This is a genomic window from Clostridium acetobutylicum ATCC 824 (genome assembly GCF_000008765.1).
GTDB classification, from domain to species: Bacteria; Bacillota; Clostridia; order Clostridiales; family Clostridiaceae; genus Clostridium_S; species Clostridium_S acetobutylicum.
Map to the genome: position 1 here is coordinate 290,053 of NC_003030.1, position 20,541 is coordinate 310,593.

Genomic DNA, 20,541 nt, shown 5'->3' on the forward strand with positions numbered 1-20,541 from the left:
AAGGAGTATTATGGCAAATAAGAATTTAGTTAATGTGGATATAAACCCATGTAAAATGTGTATGCCGATGGGTGGTGTTATGGCATTTAAGGGAATAGAAAATAGTATGGTCATTTTACATGGTTCTCAAGGATGTAGTACTTATATACGAAGGCATATGGCAACTCATTATAATGAACCCGTTGACATAGCCTCTTCAGCACTTACGGAACAGGGAACGGTATATGGTGGTGCAGAGAATCTTAAAAAGGGTTTAAAAAATATGATTAAGCTGTATAATCCTTCAACTATAGGAGTTATGACTACATGTCTTGCAGAAACAATAGGAGAGGATATAAACAGGATTGTTGGAGAATTTTATGAAGAAGAGAGAGAAAATTCGAAAAATTTAAAAATTATAACAGTACCAACACCTGGTTACGGAGGAACAGAGGCAGAAGGCTATTACGTTGCATTGAGGAAGATAGTTGAACAGATTTGTGAAAAAACGGAGAGGAACAATAGTGTAAATATAATATGTGCAAACCTAAATCCTGGTGATGTGAGAAATATAAAAAGTATACTAAAACAATTTAATATAAATTATATTTTGCTTCCTGATGTATCTAATACTTTAGATTCACCTCATAATGAGAAATATAGAAGGATTCCTGTTGGTGGAACTACTATAAATGATATAAAGAAGATGGCTGGAGCAGTTGCTACAATTGAAATGGGAGTTACTGTTGAAGATGAAAAATCACCAGGGGATTACTTAAGGCAAAGCTTTGGTGTGCCACTTTATAAATGCGGTATACCAATAGGAATAAGGAATACAACAAAATTTATTTCCATTCTGTCTAAATTAAGTAGTAAAGATATTTCTGAAGAGCTTGACTATGAAAGGGGACGGTATCTTGATGCAATGATAGATAATCATAAATATACGGGGAAGGCAAGAGCAATAATATACGGACAGCCGGAACTAGCATTAGCACTAGCAAAAGTCTGTTTTGAAAATGGAGTTAATGTAAAGTTAATAGCGCTAGGTGCAAAAAATAAAATTTTAGAAGAAGCTCTTAAGGAAGAAATTAAAAGTCAAAGAGAGGAGGTACTTGTTTTAGATGATACGGATTTTGATACTATAGAAAAATACGCAAAAGAGTTTAATGTGAATTTATTCATAGGTAATTCTGATGGAAGAAGAATGGCAAGTAGGCTAGGAATAGAAATAATACGCGTGGGTTTTCCAATTCACGATAGAGTTGGAGCTCAAAGGCAAATAATAACAGGATATAATGGATCTGCATTTTTAATAGATAGTATTTCAAATGCAATGATTAAAATAACTGAGAGTAAATTTAGAAAAGATGCATTTAACAATTATTACTTAGAGTCAGTTGAAAAAATGAAAGCTGATAATATGAAGGAAGAAAAAACCTGCACACATCCATGTTTTGGAGATAATGCGCATAAGTTTGCTAGAATGCATATACCGGTGGCTCCAAAGTGTAATATAAGCTGTAATTATTGTAGTAGAAGATATGATTGTGTTAATGAAAGTAGGCCAGGAGTTACAAGTGAAGTTTTAGAACCAGAAGCAGCTTTAAGCAAATTTAAGTTTGTAAAAAGTAAGCTTCCTAATCTTACGGTTGTAGGTATAGCTGGTCCAGGAGACGCTTTAGCTAATTTTGATAAGGTAAAAGAAACCTTTAGATTAATTCGAAAGGAAGACACAGAAATAACTTTCTGTCTTTCAACCAATGGACTTATGCTTCCTTTTTATGCAAATGAAATAGTAGATTTAGGTGTTTCTCATGTAACAGTTACAATTAATGCAGTGGATAAGAAAATAGGTGGAAAAATATATAGAGAAGTAAATTATCTTGGTAAGAGGTATACAGGAGAAGAAGGAGCACAAATACTTCTTACAAATCAACTTACAGGTATAAAATATCTATGTTCTAAAGGAGTAGTGTGCAAAGTTAATATTGTTATGTTAAAAGGAATAAATGATGAGCATATAAAGGAGGTTGTGAAAAAGGTTAAGGAATGTGGGGTTTATATGACTAATATAATGCAGATGATACCTGTAAAGGGAAGTGCTTTTGAAGATTTACCTACGGTTACTAACAAGGAATTAAATAAGATGAGAAAAGAGTGTGAAATTGATATAAAGCAGATGTATCACTGTAGACAATGTAGAGCGGATGCTATAGGGACTTTATCAGAAGATCGTTCTATTGAATTTAGGAATATAGGATGTAGTTCATGCACAAGTACAAGTTGTAGAAGTTTAAGTGAGAAAGAAGATAAAACAGTATATAAGTTTGCTGTTTCGTCAAGAACTGGTATAAATGTAGATGAGCATTTTGGACACGCCACACAATTTTACATTTATACATATAGTGAAGGCAAAGTGAGATTTTTAGAGAAAAGAAATGCTGAAAAATATTGCAATGGTGAAGATGAGTGTTACGAAGACGGGGAAAGAATATCTAAAATAGTAAAAGTAGTGTCTGATTGCAGTGCGGTACTTGCTTTAAGAGCTGGACTTGAACCCAAAAGAAAGCTTAAGGAAAAGGGAATTGAAGTAATAGAAATGTATGAAACCATAAATAATGGTGTAAAAATGGCGGCGGAAAAGTTACTAAAGAATAATGTTGTTGTATCAGACTAAGAAGGGGAGATAGGTGATGTCAATTAAAATTAAAAATAAAGAGAAATTAATAATAGATAAAACCTTACTTGAAGATAAGGGTAGTGAGTTAAATCTAAAAAAAGATAGAGCAGGTATGGAAAACTTCTTAGCTCTGCTTAATAAGATTGGTGTTGATTTTTTTGAGGTTGATAGAGATAACTTCAATTATATATATAATAGTAAAAAACTTATATATAGGGTAAAAGATCAAAAGGATGCAGCAGTTATTAATGATTATAATTTTGGATATATTATTGTAGATTTTGATAAGGCCAAAGATTTTGATAATTATTTTATAAATCTGATGAATAGATCAAAGATAATTTTAGAAGTTGATGGCAAAGAGATTGATGAAATTTTTAGAACTGATAGTTATGAAATATTTAATAATTTTAATGTAGCTTGTATAAGAATAAATAACGTTGAAAGATGTAATTTAAATGGATGGGGAGAGATTATAAGAAGAATAAAGAATACATTTTGTTCACTCGTAGATTTTTGTGCAAGTAACAAGTATTTTATGGCTACAGCAATTAGTATGGAAGCTTTAAATGATGGAGCAGATTTTATAACAGTGGCCTTTAACGGAGAGAGGTATGGAATATCTTCTTTTGAGGAGGTGATTCTAGCACTTAAGGTTATGAAGAAGGTTAAGGTTACAGAAAAACTTGATCTTTTGAATGATCTTTCAAAGATATATGAAAAGTTATTTAGAAAAGCTATATCGCCAATGAAACCAATAATTGGGGAAGATATTTTTAAATATGAATCAGGAATTCATGTTGATGGAATAGAAAAGAATCCATTAACTTACGAACCGTATGAGCCAAGTATAATTGGAGCTGATAGACAAATGTTCATAGGAAAGCATTCAGGAAGAAAGGCTGTGGAGATTAAGCTAAGGGAGCTAAATATTGAAACAATGTTGTGTAATATGGATAAGTTTTTAAGTAGAATAAGAGAAAAAAGTATTCAGGTTCATAGAAATATTTCAGATAAGGAGTTTAAAGAAATTTATTATAATTGTATTGAAAGCAGGGATTATCATGGAAGTAAAATTAGTTGATACAACTCTTCGTGATGGAGAACAAAAGGCTGGAATAGCTTTGGGAGTTAAGGAAAAAACTGAAATAGCTAAATTACTCGATGATATGGGGATTTTTCAAATTGAAGCCGGAGTTGCGGCTATGGGGGGGCAGGAAAAGAAAAGCATTGAAGAGATTGTGAGGCTAGGACTTAAAAGCAAAATATCATCTTTTAATAGGATGAAAATTAGTGATATACAGCATTCAATTGATTGTAAAGTTGATATAATTCATATATCAGTTCCAGCTTCTAATATGCAAATAAAATACAATTTAAAAACGAGTAAAGAGATAGTAATAAGTAATATGAAAAAATGTATTTACTATGCATTAGGCAAGGGATATGAAGTAACTATAGGATTAGAGGATGCTTCAAGAGCAGATATAGAATTTTTGGTAGAGTTATGCAAAGAAGCTTACAAGGAGGGTATAAGAAGAGTTAGGTATGCAGATACTGTTGGAATACTATACCCTAGAAAAACTTTTTACAATATAAATAGGATTATAGAGGAAGTACCCGTTGAAGTTGAAATTCATACTCACAATGATTTTGGGATGGCGGAAGTAAATTCTTTAAGTGCTGCTAAAGCTGGAGCGAATTATATTGATACAACCATTGCGGGAATAGGAGAGAGAGCAGGCAACTGTGATTTTGTTAAGTTTATTAATATTATAGGCAAAACAAATCTTCGAATTGATGATTTAAAGCTGAAGGAAAAAATGATCAAAAACATAATGAAGCTCAATATTTTAAATTAAATTGTCTTAAAAATAGTATTTATGTGGTAATTAAGAAATACTAATTAAGTAGAAATAATTTTACAAGGAGTAAATATGTGTACTATTTTTAAGGTCAATGGAAAAATTCATATCAAAGAACTCATATCAAGTATAGTTATTGCAGAAGGTGTTGGAGCTTTAAGCGGTTTTTTAAGTATGTCAAATGTAAAAAACTATTCTAATTTAAAGAAACCATTTTTCTCACCACCAGGTTTTATATTTCCTATAGTTTGGGTTATTCTATATTTTTTGATGGCAGTGGCGGCGTATAGAATATGGGTTATAGGTAAGGAAGAAAGTAAGGATGTGAAAAAAGCTTTAGTATTGTATGCAGTTCAGCTTCTTTTCAATTTTCTTTGGAGCATAATATTCTTTAAATTTAACTGCTATGGAGCAGCCTTCATTGAACTTTTAATCTTACTTTTCTTTATATTATGTGCAACCTTTCAATTTCATAAGCATGATAAAGTGGCTGCATTTCTTATGATACCATATATATTGTGGGTTTCATTTGCAGGAATTTTAAATTTTGCTATATGGTTTTTAAATAGAAATTCTTCTACATAAGAAGATAACTAAATATGAGATTGGTTCAAGGTTATTATAATTTTGGAACAATCTCTTTCTTAATATAGTGAAATAGTATTTTAAGTAATTACATAAAATAAGTTTTAATTAATAAGAACATTAAGGAGTTAGTAGCTATAGAATAATATATTTACAAAATATTTTAAAGTGTTGAAAAATACTGATAATAAAATTATAATATAAGGAAAACTATTGTTCATGTGGATGATTATAGAGCGGAGGGATGAAGATGAAAGCAAAAGCGGCATTTTTCGATATAGACGGTACGTTGTACAGAGAGGGACTTATTTCAGAAGTATTTAAAAAGCTTATAAAATACGAAATTATAGATGAAGAAAAGTGGTATAAAGAAGTAAGACCGGAATTTGAAAAGTGGGATAACAGAAAAGGTGATTATGATGATTATCTCTTAAAAATGACGGAAATATACGTAGATGCACTAAATGGACTTAGCAAATCGCAAGTGGAATTTATAGCTAGTCAAGTAGTAAACCAAAAGGGTGAAAGAGTATATACCTATACCAGAGATAGAATAAAGTGGCACAAGGAAAGAGGTCATAAGATAATAACAATTTCAGGAAGCCCAATTGAACTTGTAAGGAATATGGCTGAGAAATATGGGTTTGATGACTATAGAGGAGCGGAATATCTGCTGGATGAGAATGATGTCTACACAGGAGAAGTAATACCTATGTGGGATAGCAAAAGCAAAGAGAGAGCTGTCCATGAGTTGGAGGCTAAATATAATATAGATCTCGGTGAGAGTTATGCCTATGGAGATACCTCTGGAGATTTAACAATGCTAAAGATGGTAGGAAATCCAGTGTGCATTAATCCAACTAAAGAACTTGTAAAAGAAATTTTAAGTGATGAGGAAGTAAAAAATAAAATTAGAATTATAGTAGAAAGAAAAGATATGATATATAAAATATCCTCAAGATGTTTAGAGTGTGATTGTGAGTTTGTACTATAATATAAGTTTTAATTTTACTATAGCTTATACATGTATCGAGTGTTGATGTATGTATAAGCTATTTATTAATTTAAGTGGAAGATAGCATGATTTCTAAATGAACTAAAAAAATGAAGCAAGTACTATTATCACTTGAAGATTGTGATAATAGATAAGGTTGGTAGAGTAATATAGGAAGATTGTATGATTTCTAAATGAACTAAAAAATGAAGCAAGTACTATTATCACTTGAAGATTGTGATAATAGAAAAGGTTTGTAGGAAAATATAAGAAGATAGCATGATTTCTAAATGAACTAAAAAAATGAAGCAAGTACTATTATCACTTGAAGATTGTGATAATAGAAAAGGTTTGTAGGAAAATATAAGAAGATAGCATGATTTCTAAATGAACTACAAAATAAAGCAAGTATTATTATCACTTGAAGATTGTGATAATAGTACTTGCTTTATTTTAAGTTCATTAGAGAAATCATGTACTTGACACTTTTTCTTTACTAGTGTATTATATACATAGTACAGTAAAACAATGCGCGGTTGTTACTAAATATATGGAGGTTTTATGATGTTGAATTTTATAAAATATGAAACAAAGACAGTATATAGAGAGTATTTATTGGTTTTACTTATAGCGGTATTGGCAAATGTTGCACTTATGACTAGGGTTGGTGCTTGGGATAAATTGATTGTGTTTACGATTTCTAGTTGTGCGAGTGTTGGAATAATTATTACTACCTTAATAATGAATATAGCTATGTTTTCTAGAGATTTGAAGAAGGATACTAAGTATCTTCTTTTTACACTTCCTAAGAGCAGGTATTCACTTTTAGGATCAAAATTAATATGTTCGACTGTTATGATGATTTTGTCTTCATTAGTTGGAGTTGGGTTTATGTTGTATTTTGGAAGTAAAATAATGCACTTCAATGCTGCCGGTTTATTGAATTGGGACCTTATGAAATATTGTGCATTGGCAGTTGTTTCATATGTTTCGTTTTTAGTTACAGTATATTTTTGTATTTTAGCAGCAAGAATGTTAAGAAGAAATGGTAAGTTTTCAGGATTGATATCTTTAGTTATATTTATAGCCTATGCTTATGTATTAGTTAGAATTGAAAATGTTTTAGATTATATATTCCCACAGAAGATTGTTATGGGAAAGGTTTTAAGAGCGGCGTCTACTGCAAAAAATGTTAAGGTTAGTGTTGGGACTACTGGTGGTTCAATTTATATTGTAAGTTCAATTTTTGAAATTATTTTAATTGTATTATTGTTTATAGTATCTGTAAAAATAATTGATAAAAAATTGGATTTATAAATTGAAATATTTAGAGCTTTAAAATTTGGAAAGAGGAAGTTGTGAATATGAAATTTGATAATAAGGCACCTATTTATATACAAATAATGGATAAAATTAAAATAGATATAATAAACGGAACCTTAAAACCAGGTGATAAACTTCCATCTGTTAGGGAAATGGCAGTTAAATTTAAGGTGAATCCTAACACCCTTCAAAGGGTTTATCAGGAGCTTGAGAGAGAAAATATAACCTATACTCAAAGAGGTACAGGAAGTTTTGTTAGAGAGGACTCTGATATGATAATTAATTTGAAAAAGGAAATGGCAAGTGAGGTTATTGAAAACTTTATTGAAAATATAAAAGAATTTGGTTTTGGTAATAAAGATATATTAAAAATCGTTGAAGATAAGCTTAATGAGGAGGAAAAATAGAGATGGAAGAATATTTATTAAAGGTAAATAACTTAAATAAAAAGTATTTAAATAAAAAGGCACTTGATAATTTTAATTTGGAACTTAAAACTGGAAAGGTATTAGGACTACTTGGGCCTAATGGAAGCGGTAAGAGTACGTTTTTAAAAATATTATCAGGTATTCTTAAAAAGAGCTCGGGGGAAATTTTAATAGATGGACAAGAACCATCAATTTATACAAGATCTATAGTATCTTATTTACCGGACATAGGGTATTTATATAAATGGATGAAAATTAAAGATGCTTTAGAGTTTTTTAAGGATTTTTATGATGATTTTGATTACAAAAAGGCTATGGAACTTTTGGATTTTATGAAACTAGACAAGGATTCTAAGGTTACAGCCCTTTCTAAAGGAATGGCGGAGAAGCTTCAATTAACATTAGTATTATCGAGAAAAGCTAAACTTTATATATTAGATGAACCTCTTGGTGGAGTAGACCCAACAACTAGAGAGAAGATACTCGACACAATAATAGATAATTTTTCAGAAGACAGTTCTATGATTATAACTACTCATTTGGTAAGTGATGTGGAGAGATTATTTGATGATGTAGCATTTATATCAGAAGGCAAGAATGTATTAAGCGGAAATGCTGATGAATTAAGAAATGAAAAAGGAACTTCAATAGATGGGCTCTATAGAGAAATTTTTAAAGATTTCTAAATAACATTAAATCTGCATAATATAAAATGCAGATTTTTTTAAACAAATATTGATAAAGATTATCAAATGATATATAATATTGTTAGTTAATAAATTAACAAAGTTTTATATTTTAAATACAATGTTGCATAAGACAAGGTAATTGAACTAATACTATACTAGTAATTGGAGGGGATAATATATGAAAAAGAATACTAAAATTTCAGTAATCGGAGCAGGATTTGTTGGTTCTTCTACAGTATTTGCGCTAATGAACGGTGGACTTGCATCTGAGATAGTTATAGTAGATGTAAATAAAGATAAGGCAGAAGGGGAAGCAATGGACTTATCTCATGGTGCAGCTTTTGTTAAACCTGTAGTTGTGAAATCTGGAGATTATAAAGATACAGAAGGTTCAGACATAGTTATAATAACAGCGGGAGCAGCACAGAAACCAGGTGAGACAAGACTTGAATTGATAAATAAGAACTACAATATATTTAAGTCTATAGTTCCTGAAGTTGTAAAATATAATCCAAACGCAATTTTATTAGTAGTTTCTAATCCAGTAGACATATTAACTTATATTACCTATAAACTTTCAGGTTTTCCAAAGTCTAGAGTAATAGGTTCGGGTACAGTTCTTGATACATCAAGATTTAGATACATGTTAAGTGAACATTTTGAAATTGATGTTAGAAATATACACACTTACATTATGGGAGAACACGGAGATTCAGAAATAGCTACATGGAGTTTAACAAATATAGCAGGGATGGATGTAAATGAATATTGTGAAGCTTCCTGCAAAAAATGTGATGGATCATTAAAATATAAAATATATGACGATGTAAAAAATGCGGCGTATCATGTTATAGAGAAAAAGGGTGCAACTTATTACGCTGTTGCACTAGCTGTAAAAAGAATAGTAGAAGCTATATTAAGAGATGAAAATTCAATTTTGACAGTATCTTCTCTTCTTGAAGGTCAATATGGAATAAAAGACGTGTATATGGGGGTTCCTTCTATAGTTGGAATTAACGGAGTGAAGGATATTATAGAGGTTCCTTTAAATGATGAAGAGAAAAATAATCTTACAGATTCCGCAAAAACATTAAAGGAATCACTAGATAGTATATTTTAAGGTAAAAGACCTAAACTCCAAGGGTGGAGGCTAGGTCTTTTTTTATTTTATTGTTGAAATTTAATTAGCTTTGTTATATTATATATATAACAAAGAAATTGGGGGTGTTATTGTGATTGAATTGCTTAATGTGAATAAGAGCTATAATGGGAAGAATAAGGCTGTTGATAATTTAAACTTTACGATAAATTCAGGTGAGATTTTTGGATTTTTAGGGCCAAATGGTGCTGGAAAAAGCACTACAATAAAGATGATAACAGGTATTATAAAAGCTGATTCTGGAGAAATAAAAGTCGATGGATTGAATATTAAAGAAAATCCAATTGAGGCTAAAAGAAAAATAGGGTATGTTCCAGATAGTCCAGATATGTTTTTAAGATTAAAAGGTATTGAATATTTAAATTTTATGGCAGATATATATGACGTAACAACATCAGATAGAAAAGAAAGAATTGAAAGTTTAAGTAAGTATTTTGATATGGAAAGTGCTTTAGATGATAAAATTCAAAGTTACTCTCATGGTATGAGACAAAAGATTGTTGTTATGGGGGCACTTATACATGATCCAGATGTTTGGATACTAGATGAACCTATGACTGGCTTAGATCCAAAGGCTTCTTATAATTTAAAAGAAATGATGAGAAAACATGCTGATAGCGGAAAAACAGTGTTTTTTTCAACTCATGTGCTTGAAGTTGCTGAAAAACTTTGTGATAGAATTGGAATAGTTAGTAAAGGAAAAATCGTATTTTGTGGGACAATGAATGAAATGAAACAAAAGCTTCAAGAGGAAGGAAGTTCTCTTGAAAGAATGTTTTTGGAGTTGGTTGAAGATGGAGAAAAATAAATTTTTAATTTTAACTAAGTATCTTCTCCTTGGTGGTTCTTATGGAAGCGGAAGAAAGAAAAAAGGTATATTTTCGAAAAGTACCGTTGCAAATCTAGTATTAAAGTTTATTTTAATCCTTATTTTTGGTGCGATTGCAGGTTCAATTGATCTTGCTGCATATATGGGCTTAAAGATCGTTCATATGGAGTATGTGCTGCTTCAAATGAATTACTCTGCTATAACTGCAATTATTTTCTTCTTTGGAATATTCTCCACAATGGGAGTGTTTTATTTTTCAAATGACATAAATTTTCTTATACCAATGCCCTTGAAACCGGAGACAATTGTTGCAAGTAAGTTTACAGTATCACTTATACAAGAGTATTTTATTACAGTTGTAATTTTACTCCCATGTACATTGGTATATGGTATAGCATCGGGAATGGGAGTTATATTTTATATACTAAGCATTCTATTCATGCTATTTGAACCTATACTTCCATTAGCAGCTGCCCTTTTGATAAGTATATTTATTATGCCACTTATAAACAAGTCAAAGAAAAAGGATTTATTTAAAACCCTAGGAGGAATTTTAGCAGTAGGTTTTGGATTGGGTATAAATATATTAACAAGAATGATGGGTGGATCAAGTAGCGCGGAGCTTGTTAAAAACGTAAAAAGGGTTAACTCTACTATGTTAAATGTTTTCCCACTTGGAAGTATAGCAAGTAAAGCATTAGTAAATTCAAATCTTTTGTATACAGCATTATTTATTTTGATAAATGCATGTAGTTTTGTAGCTATAATATACTTAGCTAAGAATTTGTATTTTAAAGGTGTTCAGGGACTTTCTGAATCTTCTTCTAAGAGAAAGAAAATAGATTCTAAGAAGATGAATAAAGAAACTCAGAAAAAGTCAATTTTATTTTCTTATACTATGAAGGAACTTAAGATTTTATTTAGAACTCCAGCGTATTTTGTAAACTGCGTGATGTCAAGTTTCATATTTCCTGTTGTTATATTAATTCCAATGTTATTTAATACATCAGATAAGAAGGGGCTAAGCTCAGCTTTAAGTTATATAAATGGCCCTCAAGGATTTAGGATTTTAGTAACAGCCTCTGTAGTATTTGGACTTATTATGGGTACAATGAATTCAGTTACGTCTACATCCATTTCAAGAGAAGGCAGTAACTTTTTTGTAATGAAGTATATACCAATTAAATACTCAAAACAAATTGCAGCTAAAATATTTTCAGGAATATTTGTTGGAGCAATATCGATAATACTTATAGATATAGCAGCGTTTTTTGTAGTGAAAATTCCAGTATATGTTTTTGCATACATGATTATAACAGGAATACTTGGGATTGTTTTTACATCAATTATAGGTATGTATATAGATTTGAGTATGCCTAAATTAGAATGGGATACAGAGCAAAAGGCGGTTAAATCAAATATAAATTCATTTATAAATTTTCTTGTGTCAATATTACCTGCTGCAATAATTATAGTAATATGTATATTTATAAATGTGAATGTTAATATATTCTTTGGAATATTGTCTCTAGTGCTTTTAGCTTTAGACTATGTTACATACAAGGTAGTATGTATCAGTGGAGAAAAGAAATTAGATAGATATGAGAGTTAGCTATTGAGGATTACTTATATGTATACCGCGGTTTTATAATCGCGGCATATGTATAAGTTTTTATTTTAATACTAAGTTTTCCTTAAAGACATATAAATTAAAGCCCATTGATTGTGCTAGTTTTTTTGCACGCTCATCCTTGTCTAGAAAATTATATTGAAGTATTTTACCCTCCTTAAGACAAAACTGACATAATTCAGCTATAAGTGTTTTAGAAATAATAGTGTTATCTCTAAATGAAGGATGTGTTATTATATTCAAATTAGCAATATCATTTTTAAAATAATCTAAGGAAGCAACAGACACAAGGCTGTCTTTATAGAAACATCCCAAAAGTATTGGATAATTTTCTATAATTAAGGTTGTTTTATGTTCTATTTCTGAATGAGATTTTTTAAAGTTCTCGAGTACTTTCGTATCAGAAGGTAAGAGCTTTCGTACAGAATATTCGCTATTTAAAACATCAGAAACATAGCTAGGTTCAGTAAGGTAACAAAAATAAGCGTTTTCATACCTTCTTATATTATTTTTAAAATAATCCTCGAAATCTTTAGAGTATAGAGTTTTATACGGGGAGTGACTATTTACGAAATCGCTTATTTTACTCAAAATGCATGGATCTATTTTTATAAAGGACTTATCATTTATATGATATATTGATATTTTTCCAGAGTTTTTAAGTGAGTTATCTGGAATGGTTTGCGATTCAGTATCTTTATCGCTAGGTTTGTAATCAAATATATTTTGCCAATATAAATTTATTTTTTTTATCTGGTTATCGGGTATAATACTAATCATTATTACCACCACCTTATACTTAAATATGATATCATAATTGGGTAAATATTACAATTAGGCTTTAATAGACGCCATTAGTTGAATACAACATTTAAATTATTATATCCAAAAGACGCAAGCATAATGTAAAAATAATGTTAATAAAATGTGAAAAGAGCTGTTTATATAATATATTTATTAAATGCTTACAAAGGTAATTGTGATATAATGTTATGTACTAAATTACTCATATAGAATATGAAGGGAAAGAATTATTATGAATAAAGCTATTACAAGAATTAAAGTAAGATATGCTGAGACTGATAAAATGGGAATAGTGTATCATGCAAATTACTATGTCTATTTTGAAGCTGCAAGAGAGGATTTAATAGAAGGAGCAGGGATAAAGTATAGTGATATGGAAGACATAGGAATAATGATGCCTCTTGTTGAAACAAAGTGTAAATATCATGAGGGAGCAAAATATGGGGATTACATATTAGTAGAGACAACCTTAGGGAAGCTTAGTCCAATAAAAGTAGAAATTAATTACAGAGTTTTAAGAGAATCTGATGGGAAACTTTTAGCAGAAGGACAGACAACACAAGTATTTGTTGATGCTCAAAATTTTAAAATAATAAAGCTAATGAAAAGTTATCCTGAAGTGTGGGAGAAACTTCAGAAAATTAAATAGTAAAAAAAACCTCTAATGTTAATAAGAAATTTTTATTTGTGGATTGATATTATCTGTAAATATATTATAATAAATCTTATGTATACATAAAATTACTTTAAGAATATCAATTAGTATAACAATACTAAGGAGGATTAAGAAATTGGTTAATAAGTTTTTTGACCTGCTCATATGTAGACCTTTAGCAAATGAGCAAAGTTCAAGCGAAAAATATAATGTTCCTTTTGGCCTTGCGGTAATGGCAAGTGACGCCATTTCTTCTGTTGCGTATGCATCACAAGAAATTCTATTAGTGCTTGTGCCTATAATAGGAGCTGCGTCTTACGCATGGTTAGGCAAGGCTTCTTTAATGATTATAGGACTACTCCTTATACTCACAGTTTCATACGTGCAAATTATAAAGGCATATCCACAGGGTGGTGGAGCTTATATAGTTGCTAAGGAAAATTTGGGAGTAAAACCCGGACTTGTTGCAGGAGCTTCACTTTTATTAGACTATATTTTAACTGTTGCGGTTAGTGCTAGTTCAGGAGTCGCAGCTATAACATCTGCGTTCCCAAGTCTAGTACCACACAGCGTATTACTAGCTGTGGTACTTATTATTATTTTAACGATTCTCAATTTACGAGGAGTAAGTGAATCGGCCAAAATGTTTAGTATACCTACATATTTGTTTATTTTTAGTATGATATTTATGATTATTTTTGGAATCGCAAAATATATTATATATGGTGCACCTAGCATGCATATGATACATCAGACTCTTAAGCCAATGGGAGATGTAAGTATATTTTTAATTCTGAAGGCGTTTTCTTCAGGTTGTTCTGCATTAACAGGACTTGAAGCTGTAAGTAACTCTGTACCTAATTTTAAGGAACCAGGTCAAAAGAATGCTACAATAGTAATGGTTCTTCTTACTTTATGTATATTTGTTATATTTGGTGGCTCTTCACTTTTAGCAAGATTTTATGGTGCTATACCTAATGATAATGTGACTGTTTTAGCACAAATAGCTTATGGTGTTTTCTCAGGTAAAACATTTATGTTCTATGTAGTGCAATTTACCACAGCTATCATACTTATAATGGCATGTAATACTTCATTTACAGGATTTCCTATGCTTATGTCTGTAATAGCAAGAGATGGATATGCTCCTAGAAGCTTTGCTACAAGAGGTAAAAGATTAAGCTTCTCTAATGGAATAGTATTTCTTTCTATAATAGCAGGTATATTAGTCATTATATTTAAGGCAGATACGCATCTTTTAATACCACTTTATTCTGTAGGCGTTTTTTTATCCTTTACATTAGCCCAAACAGGAATGGTTATTCACTGGAATAAGACAAATGAAAAAGGTAAAAATACAAGAAAGCTTATAAACGGTTTTGGAGCAGCAATTACACTCTTAACAACAGGTGTAATTGTTTATGAGAAGTTCCTATCAGGAGCGTGGGTCATTATAATACTTGTTCCTATAATAGTACTTGGATTTCTTCATATTAAAAAGCATTATAACTATGTTGCTAGAGGCTTGAGGGCTGATGAGGAATATGTTAAGAACTGTGGAATTGGACAAACTTATAACCACCTAATAATAGTTCCAATAGCAAGTTTAAATAAAGCTACCTTAGGTGCTTTAAAATATGCAAGAAGTTTAACGAGTGATGTAATAGCACTTAACGTATCACCTAATAAAGAGTATATGGATAAACTTAAACATAAGTGGGAGGAGCTTAATACAGATATTTTACTTGTTTCAAAGTATTCACCTTATAGAGCTATAGTTACACCACTTATAGAGTATATAGGAGTAATATCAAAAGCAGCAGTACCAGATGAAAAAATAACAGTGGTTTTACCTCAATTTATAACAAGAGATAAATCAGGACAAATACTTCACAATCATACTAGCTTTTTATTGAGAGAGGCACTTTTAAGATATGACAATATAGTGGTTTCAACTTATCCATTCCACTTAAGTCCAAAGGATGATAACGAAGAATAAAATATACAAAAAAAAGCGGATTTAATTCTAAATTGTTAATCATACAATAACAAAACGATTGATTTAACAATAATCTGCACTATATGTTTACTTTTTTAATAAAATGTAGTACTATATAGACAATTAAATTAGATATATTGCTATGAACAGAAATATTAAGAATCAAATAAACTTCCAGAGAGTCGGGATTGCTGGGAACCGATAGTTTTTAGATTTTGAACTCATCTGTGAGCAGTCGCCTGAAGTTACTGTAGGGTAGAACGGAATTCCACCGTTATATGGATAGATAGTACGAACCATTTATAGTGGAGTGCTATTGAAAAAGTGAACTTTAAGTTAAGTTAAATAGAGTGGTACCGCGAGTAAACCTCGTCTCTTTCGTATTGATGGAGACGAGGTTTTTTATTTATTAAGAAAATAAACATTTAAAGGAGTGTTTTTTATATGTTGTATAATAAATATGTCAAATATCCTAAAGTAAAATTGGACAATCGTGAATGGCCTGATAAGCAAATAGAAAAGGCACCTATATGGTGCAGTGTTGATTTAAGAGATGGAAATCAAGCATTACCAAAACCTATGAATGTAGATGAAAAAATAAAGATGTTTAAAATGCTTGTAGATATAGGTTTTAAGGAGATAGAGATTGGATTTCCTTCTGCTTCAGAAACAGAATACGAATTCACAAGAAAGCTTATAGAAGATAAATTAATCCCTGAAGATGTTACTATACAAGTTTTAACACAAGCTAGAGAACATTTAGTTAAAAAAACATTTGAGGCATTAAAGGGAGTTAAAACAGCTATTGTCCATGTGTATAATTCAACATCTGAGCTTCAAAGAAGAGTTGTGTTCAAAAAAGATAAGGATGAAGTTAAAAGTCTTGCCATAAAAGGTGCACAAATGGTAAAAAAATATAGCGAATATACTGAATATAGTGAAAGTAAATTTGTTTTTGAATATTCGCCCGAAAGCTTTACTGGAACCGAACTTGATTATGCTCTTGAGGTGTGTGAAGCTGTACTTAATGTGTGGAAACCCAGTAAAGAGAATAAAGCTATTATAAATTTACCTTCAACTGTAGAAATGGCAACCCCTAATATATATGCAGATCAAATTGAATGGTTTTGTAAAAAATTATTAAATAGGGAGTCCGTGATACTTAGCCTGCATACGCATAACGATAGGGGAACTTGTACTGCTTCCAGTGAACTTGGGATTCTTGCAGGAGCGGATAGAGTGGAAGGAACACTTTTTGGAAATGGAGAAAGGACTGGCAACCTCGATATAATGAATATGGCATTGAATATGTATTCACAAGGTGTAGATCCTGAACTTGAATTTTCTAATTTAAATGATATAGTTGAAGCCTATGAAGAATGTACTAAGATGGTTGTGCATGAACGCCACCCATATGCAGGTAAGCTTGTGTTTACGGCTTTCTCAGGTTCCCATCAAGATGCTATACGTAAGGGATTAAAGTCATTAAAGGAAGGTAAAAACAAACATTGGGAGGTTCCATATCTTGCAGTAGATCCCCACGATTTGGGAAGAGAATACGAAGAAATTATACGTATAAATAGTCAATCAGGAAAAGGTGGGACAGCGTATATAATGGAAAGTGATTTTGGCTTTATACTTCCAAAGGCAATGCACCCTGAGTTTGGAAAGGTAATAAAGAAAAAATCTGATGAGCTTGATTGTGAGCTTTCACCAGAGCAAATTTTCAAGTTTTTTAAGGAAGAGTATTTAGAAAACAGAAGCCCATACTACTTGAAAAATTACAAGATACATTCAATACAAAATATAGAGGAAGAGAAAAATACTGTAGATATCGAAGCTGTAATATCGGTAAATGGTAAGGATACAAGTATAGAAGGGGTAGGAAATGGACCTGTGGATGCTTTCTTTAATGCAATGAATAATAAAAAGTATAATGGTTGTAAATTTATATCATATGATGAGCATGCGTTAAATATTGGGTCTCATTCAAAAGCTGTTGCATATGTTCAAATTGAAAGTCAAGATAAGAAATATTTTGGAGTCGGAATATCCGATAATATAGATACGGCATCTATTAATGCCATTGTAAGTGCTTTGAATAGAAGTAAATTAAAATAATATTGTATTATATTAAAAAGTGATAGCCATAAATGGTTATTGCTTTTTTAGTAAAAGATGCTTTTACAAGTACATCTGTTTCTTAACCAAGGAGTTACAATTAATCATAAAAATTCGCAATTTACTGTAATATGAATAAATATATGTATAGTTAATACAAATTTGAGGGAATTTGTGAAAAGCATAAGGGCGTTTATAGCATTTCAAAAGGATAAAATGATTTTATATCTAGATATTAATTCATATTGTAGCTATTGTACCAAATTTGATTAGTAGTTTGTACAAATTACATATGGAAAAGAAATTGATAACATGATAATATAATGGTATGAAAAATTTAAAACAGGTAAAATAAACCTATCCATTTTTTATTATTATTAAAAAAGTTACGTTTGTATGGAAATAAATGTTAGATACGACTGAACTGCATTAATAATTTAATTTTCTATTTTGGTGGGTAGAATTCTATAAGTGAGTATGTGTTTTCTATATAACTAAGGAGGTATTATTTATTATGGATTTTAGGATTGAGAGTGATTCCATAGGTGATAAGAAGGTTCCTAAGGAGGTATACTATGGAGTTCAAACATTGAGAGGTGCGGATAATTTTAAAATAACAGGACTTAGGTTAAATGAAGAGTTTATAAAGAGTGTTGTTCAAATAAAAAAAGCAGCTGCAATTACTAATTTAGAAATTGGAGAGCTAGAGGTTAACATAGGAAAAGCCATAATTAAAGCCTGTGATGAGGTGATAGCTGGGAAGTTTAATGAAGACTTTATAATAGACCCTATTCAAGGTGGAGCAGGAACATCTATAAATATGAATGCCAATGAGGTTATTGCAAATAGAGCTATAGAAATTTTAGGATATGAAAAAGGAAATTATAGAATTGTACATCCAAACGATCATGTCAATATGGGACAATCAACTAATGATGTTATACCAACAGCAGGAAAGATAACTGCATTAAGACTTGTGATCAAGAATTTAGACAAACTCAAAGAATTAAGCAATGCCTTTAGTGAGAAAGCAGAACAATTCAAAGATGTAATTAAAATGGGTAGAACACAGCTTCAAGATGCTGTACCTATAACGTTGGGACAAGAATTTAGTGCTTACAGTGCGGTTGTAAAAAGAGATATCGCTAGGATTCAAAAAGCTCAAGATGAGCTGAAAGTTGTAAATATAGGTGGAACTGCGGTTGGGACAGGTATTAATGCAGATAGCAGATATGTGGATAGAATAGTTCCAAGGCTTTCTTTTGTTTCTGGATTAAATTTAAAAAAAGCTGACGATTTAATCGATGGTACACAGAATTTGGATAGCTTTGCTAGTTTATCCGCAACAATAAAAACCTGTGCTTTAAATCTATCTAAAATAGCCAATGACTTAAGGCTTATGTCTTCTGGACCAAGGACGGGGTTAGGGGAGATCAATCTTCCTGCAAAGCAAAATGGATCATCAATAATGCCTGGAAAAGTTAATCCTGTAATACCTGAAGTTATAAATCAAATAGCCTTTAATATTGCAGGAAATGATGTAGCTATTTCTATGGCTGTTGAGGCAGGGCAGCTAGAACTAAATGCTTTTGAGCCAGTTATATTTTATAATATATTTGAATCTATCCAAACTTTAACAAATGGTGTAGATACATTTATTAAAAATTGTATTCTAGATATTACTGCAAATGAAGAGATATGTAGTGAATACGTAAATAATAGTGTTGGAATAGTTACAGCACTCTGTCCTTATATAGGTTATGCAGAATCAGCAAAGATAGCGAAGATGGCTATAAAAAGTGGAGAGTCAATAAAAAAAGTAGTTTTAAGAGAAGGCGTTCTCAAGGAAAAGGAACTTAATAGTATTATTAATCCACTAAAAATGACTAAACCAGGGATTGTAGGAAAATAGTAGATAAAAACTTAAGATAAGCATATAATTAATAGTGTCGGTTTTGTCGGCACTATTAATTATATGTAAATGCGGGTTTAATATATGATATATAACAAATACTAGTTTTAATATCGATATTAAAGTGCATGACAGTTTGAGGTGATAACAAAATGGGATACAGTATTATAGATATAATTGATAAGGCGATAGGTATTGTTATCAGAAGGAAAAGCGAATATGAAAAGATAGAAGAAGAAAAACACGATAGTCAGGCTATAAGAGTAATGTCGGCTGTTTTGGTAAAGGAAGCAGATAGAACAATTCAGTATTATAAAACATTAAAAGAAGAAGTGGGCAGCGTTGAATTTGAAGAGATTGACTTTATTGTGTATGATAAAATGTCATTTTTAATAGATCAATTTAACAAAAAAACTTATGAACACCATATTAATAATGTTAAGGACTATTTGAAGTTTTCTCTTGATTTAGAAAAGGATGTGTATTCTCTGCTTGTTGATGTACAAGGAAGGTTTGTGAAAAATACCAGTGATACACATACAAAAACCTATGAAATATTATCTGACATTATAGATAATAAGGCTAATCACATTTCAACAATTGAAAAAACACTAAAATAAAGAATCATATGTTTGTTTTAAGCACATGATTCTTTATTTTCTTAATAGATAACTTTTAGATTTAGTATAACATTGGTGACTATCTATATTGATAATATTAATGATAACTTATAAAAATGAAAAGATATTTATATATAAAACTATTGACATTCTTAATAAATATGGTATGATAGTATTCGTTGTCTCAAGTTTGTCGCTTTTAAAAATAAAAAAAAGTTTTTTAAAAGATGTTGACAAAGCTTGTTGAAAATGATAATATGTATAAG

General features: G+C 30.6%; 17 protein-coding genes and 1 other annotated feature. Of the genes, 16 read left to right on the top strand and 1 reads right to left on the bottom strand.

Annotated features, from left to right (window positions below):
- Window positions 1–10 precede the first annotated feature (10 nt).
- The 11 genes from nifB (at window position 11) to CA_RS01495 (ending at window position 12,146) form a co-directional block, all read left to right on the top strand.
- Complete coding sequence (gene nifB / locus CA_RS01445) at window positions 11–2,659, top strand: nitrogenase cofactor biosynthesis protein NifB (RefSeq protein WP_010963582.1); 2,649 nt, start codon at window positions 11–13, stop codon at window positions 2,657–2,659.
- A 16-nt stretch (window positions 2,660–2,675) separates the two neighbouring features.
- Window positions 2,676–3,746, top strand: coding sequence for a LeuA family protein (locus CA_RS01450; protein WP_010963583.1), 1,071 nt, complete (start codon window positions 2,676–2,678; stop codon window positions 3,744–3,746).
- A complete protein-coding gene (locus CA_RS01455) occupies window positions 3,727–4,524 on the top strand; it encodes a homocitrate synthase (protein WP_010963584.1) in 798 nt (265 codons plus the stop codon). The genes CA_RS01450 and CA_RS01455 overlap by 20 nt, the downstream gene beginning before the upstream one ends.
- A 75-nt stretch (window positions 4,525–4,599) precedes the next feature.
- Window positions 4,600–5,112 (top strand): TspO/MBR family protein, encoded by a 513-nt coding sequence (locus CA_RS01460; RefSeq protein ID WP_010963585.1) that lies wholly within the window; start codon window positions 4,600–4,602, stop codon window positions 5,110–5,112.
- A gap of 250 nt (window positions 5,113–5,362) precedes the next feature.
- On the top strand, window positions 5,363–6,106 hold the full coding sequence (locus tag CA_RS01465; RefSeq protein ID WP_010963586.1) for an HAD-IB family hydrolase: 744 nt from the start codon (window positions 5,363–5,365) through the stop codon (window positions 6,104–6,106).
- A gap of 564 nt (window positions 6,107–6,670) precedes the next feature.
- Window positions 6,671–7,423 (top strand): ABC transporter permease, encoded by a 753-nt coding sequence (locus CA_RS01470; RefSeq protein ID WP_010963587.1) that lies wholly within the window; start codon window positions 6,671–6,673, stop codon window positions 7,421–7,423.
- 47 nt (window positions 7,424–7,470) lie between these two features.
- A complete protein-coding gene (locus tag CA_RS01475) occupies window positions 7,471–7,836 on the top strand; it encodes a GntR family transcriptional regulator (protein WP_010963588.1) in 366 nt (121 codons plus the stop codon).
- Window positions 7,837–7,838: 2 nt separating this feature from the next.
- Window positions 7,839–8,543: an ABC transporter ATP-binding protein gene (locus CA_RS01480; RefSeq protein WP_010963589.1), complete on the top strand. Its 705-nt coding sequence runs from the start codon at window positions 7,839–7,841 to the stop codon at window positions 8,541–8,543.
- A gap of 181 nt (window positions 8,544–8,724) precedes the next feature.
- Window positions 8,725–9,666, top strand: a complete 942-nt coding sequence (locus CA_RS01485; protein ID WP_010963590.1) for an L-lactate dehydrogenase — start codon at window positions 8,725–8,727, stop codon at window positions 9,664–9,666.
- Window positions 9,667–9,778: 112 nt separating this feature from the next.
- On the top strand, window positions 9,779–10,513 hold the full coding sequence (locus CA_RS01490; RefSeq protein WP_014518822.1) for an ABC transporter ATP-binding protein: 735 nt from the start codon (window positions 9,779–9,781) through the stop codon (window positions 10,511–10,513).
- On the top strand, window positions 10,500–12,146 hold the full coding sequence (locus tag CA_RS01495) for a putative ABC transporter permease subunit (protein ID WP_014518823.1): 1,647 nt from the start codon (window positions 10,500–10,502) through the stop codon (window positions 12,144–12,146). The genes CA_RS01490 and CA_RS01495 overlap by 14 nt, the downstream gene beginning before the upstream one ends.
- A 60-nt stretch (window positions 12,147–12,206) precedes the next feature.
- Here CA_RS01495 and CA_RS01500 read toward each other — a convergent pair whose 3' ends face one another.
- Window positions 12,207–12,944, bottom strand: a complete 738-nt coding sequence (locus CA_RS01500; protein WP_010963593.1) for a hypothetical protein — start codon at window positions 12,942–12,944, stop codon at window positions 12,207–12,209.
- A 256-nt stretch (window positions 12,945–13,200) separates the two neighbouring features.
- On the opposite strand from CA_RS01500, the gene CA_RS01505 reads away from it, so the two are divergent.
- The 5 genes from CA_RS01505 to CA_RS01525 all read left to right on the top strand — a co-directional run bounded on the left by CA_RS01505 (window position 13,201) and on the right by CA_RS01525 (window position 20,275).
- Window positions 13,201–13,617, top strand: a complete 417-nt coding sequence (locus CA_RS01505) for an acyl-CoA thioesterase (RefSeq protein ID WP_010963594.1) — start codon at window positions 13,201–13,203, stop codon at window positions 13,615–13,617.
- Between the two features lie 142 nt (window positions 13,618–13,759).
- Complete coding sequence (locus CA_RS01510; RefSeq protein WP_010963595.1) at window positions 13,760–15,622, top strand: APC family permease; 1,863 nt, start codon at window positions 13,760–13,762, stop codon at window positions 15,620–15,622.
- 133 nt (window positions 15,623–15,755) lie between these two features.
- Window positions 15,756–16,002, top strand: a binding site (T-box leader).
- 64 nt (window positions 16,003–16,066) lie between these two features.
- On the top strand, window positions 16,067–17,743 hold the full coding sequence (gene leuA / locus CA_RS01515) for a 2-isopropylmalate synthase (RefSeq protein ID WP_010963596.1): 1,677 nt from the start codon (window positions 16,067–16,069) through the stop codon (window positions 17,741–17,743).
- A gap of 514 nt (window positions 17,744–18,257) precedes the next feature.
- A complete protein-coding gene (locus CA_RS01520) occupies window positions 18,258–19,655 on the top strand; it encodes an aspartate ammonia-lyase (protein ID WP_010963597.1) in 1,398 nt (465 codons plus the stop codon).
- A gap of 152 nt (window positions 19,656–19,807) precedes the next feature.
- A complete protein-coding gene (locus tag CA_RS01525) occupies window positions 19,808–20,275 on the top strand; it encodes a hypothetical protein (RefSeq protein ID WP_010963598.1) in 468 nt (155 codons plus the stop codon).
- The last annotated feature ends 266 nt before the right edge of the window (window positions 20,276–20,541 follow it).

Excerpts from the sequence above, each read along its gene's own strand:
- nifB (WP_010963582.1), top strand. The coding sequence starts at position 11 with ATGGCAAATAAGAATTTAGTTAATGTGGATATAAACCCATGTAAAATG.
- CA_RS01450 (WP_010963583.1), top strand. The coding sequence starts at position 2,676 with ATGTCAATTAAAATTAAAAATAAAGAGAAATTAATAATAGATAAAACC.
- CA_RS01455 (WP_010963584.1), top strand. The coding sequence starts at position 3,727 with ATGGAAGTAAAATTAGTTGATACAACTCTTCGTGATGGAGAACAAAAG.
- CA_RS01460 (WP_010963585.1), top strand. The coding sequence starts at position 4,600 with ATGTGTACTATTTTTAAGGTCAATGGAAAAATTCATATCAAAGAACTC.
- CA_RS01465 (WP_010963586.1), top strand. The coding sequence starts at position 5,363 with ATGAAAGCAAAAGCGGCATTTTTCGATATAGACGGTACGTTGTACAGA.
- CA_RS01470 (WP_010963587.1), top strand. The coding sequence starts at position 6,671 with ATGTTGAATTTTATAAAATATGAAACAAAGACAGTATATAGAGAGTAT.
- CA_RS01475 (WP_010963588.1), top strand. The coding sequence starts at position 7,471 with ATGAAATTTGATAATAAGGCACCTATTTATATACAAATAATGGATAAA.
- CA_RS01480 (WP_010963589.1), top strand. The coding sequence starts at position 7,839 with ATGGAAGAATATTTATTAAAGGTAAATAACTTAAATAAAAAGTATTTA.
- CA_RS01485 (WP_010963590.1), top strand. The coding sequence starts at position 8,725 with ATGAAAAAGAATACTAAAATTTCAGTAATCGGAGCAGGATTTGTTGGT.
- CA_RS01495 (WP_014518823.1), top strand. The coding sequence starts at position 10,500 with ATGGAGAAAAATAAATTTTTAATTTTAACTAAGTATCTTCTCCTTGGT.
- CA_RS01500 (WP_010963593.1), bottom strand. The coding sequence starts at position 12,944 with ATGATTAGTATTATACCCGATAACCAGATAAAAAAAATAAATTTATAT.
- CA_RS01505 (WP_010963594.1), top strand. The coding sequence starts at position 13,201 with ATGAATAAAGCTATTACAAGAATTAAAGTAAGATATGCTGAGACTGAT.
- leuA (WP_010963596.1), top strand. The coding sequence starts at position 16,067 with ATGTTGTATAATAAATATGTCAAATATCCTAAAGTAAAATTGGACAAT.
- CA_RS01520 (WP_010963597.1), top strand. The coding sequence starts at position 18,258 with ATGGATTTTAGGATTGAGAGTGATTCCATAGGTGATAAGAAGGTTCCT.
- CA_RS01525 (WP_010963598.1), top strand. The coding sequence starts at position 19,808 with ATGGGATACAGTATTATAGATATAATTGATAAGGCGATAGGTATTGTT.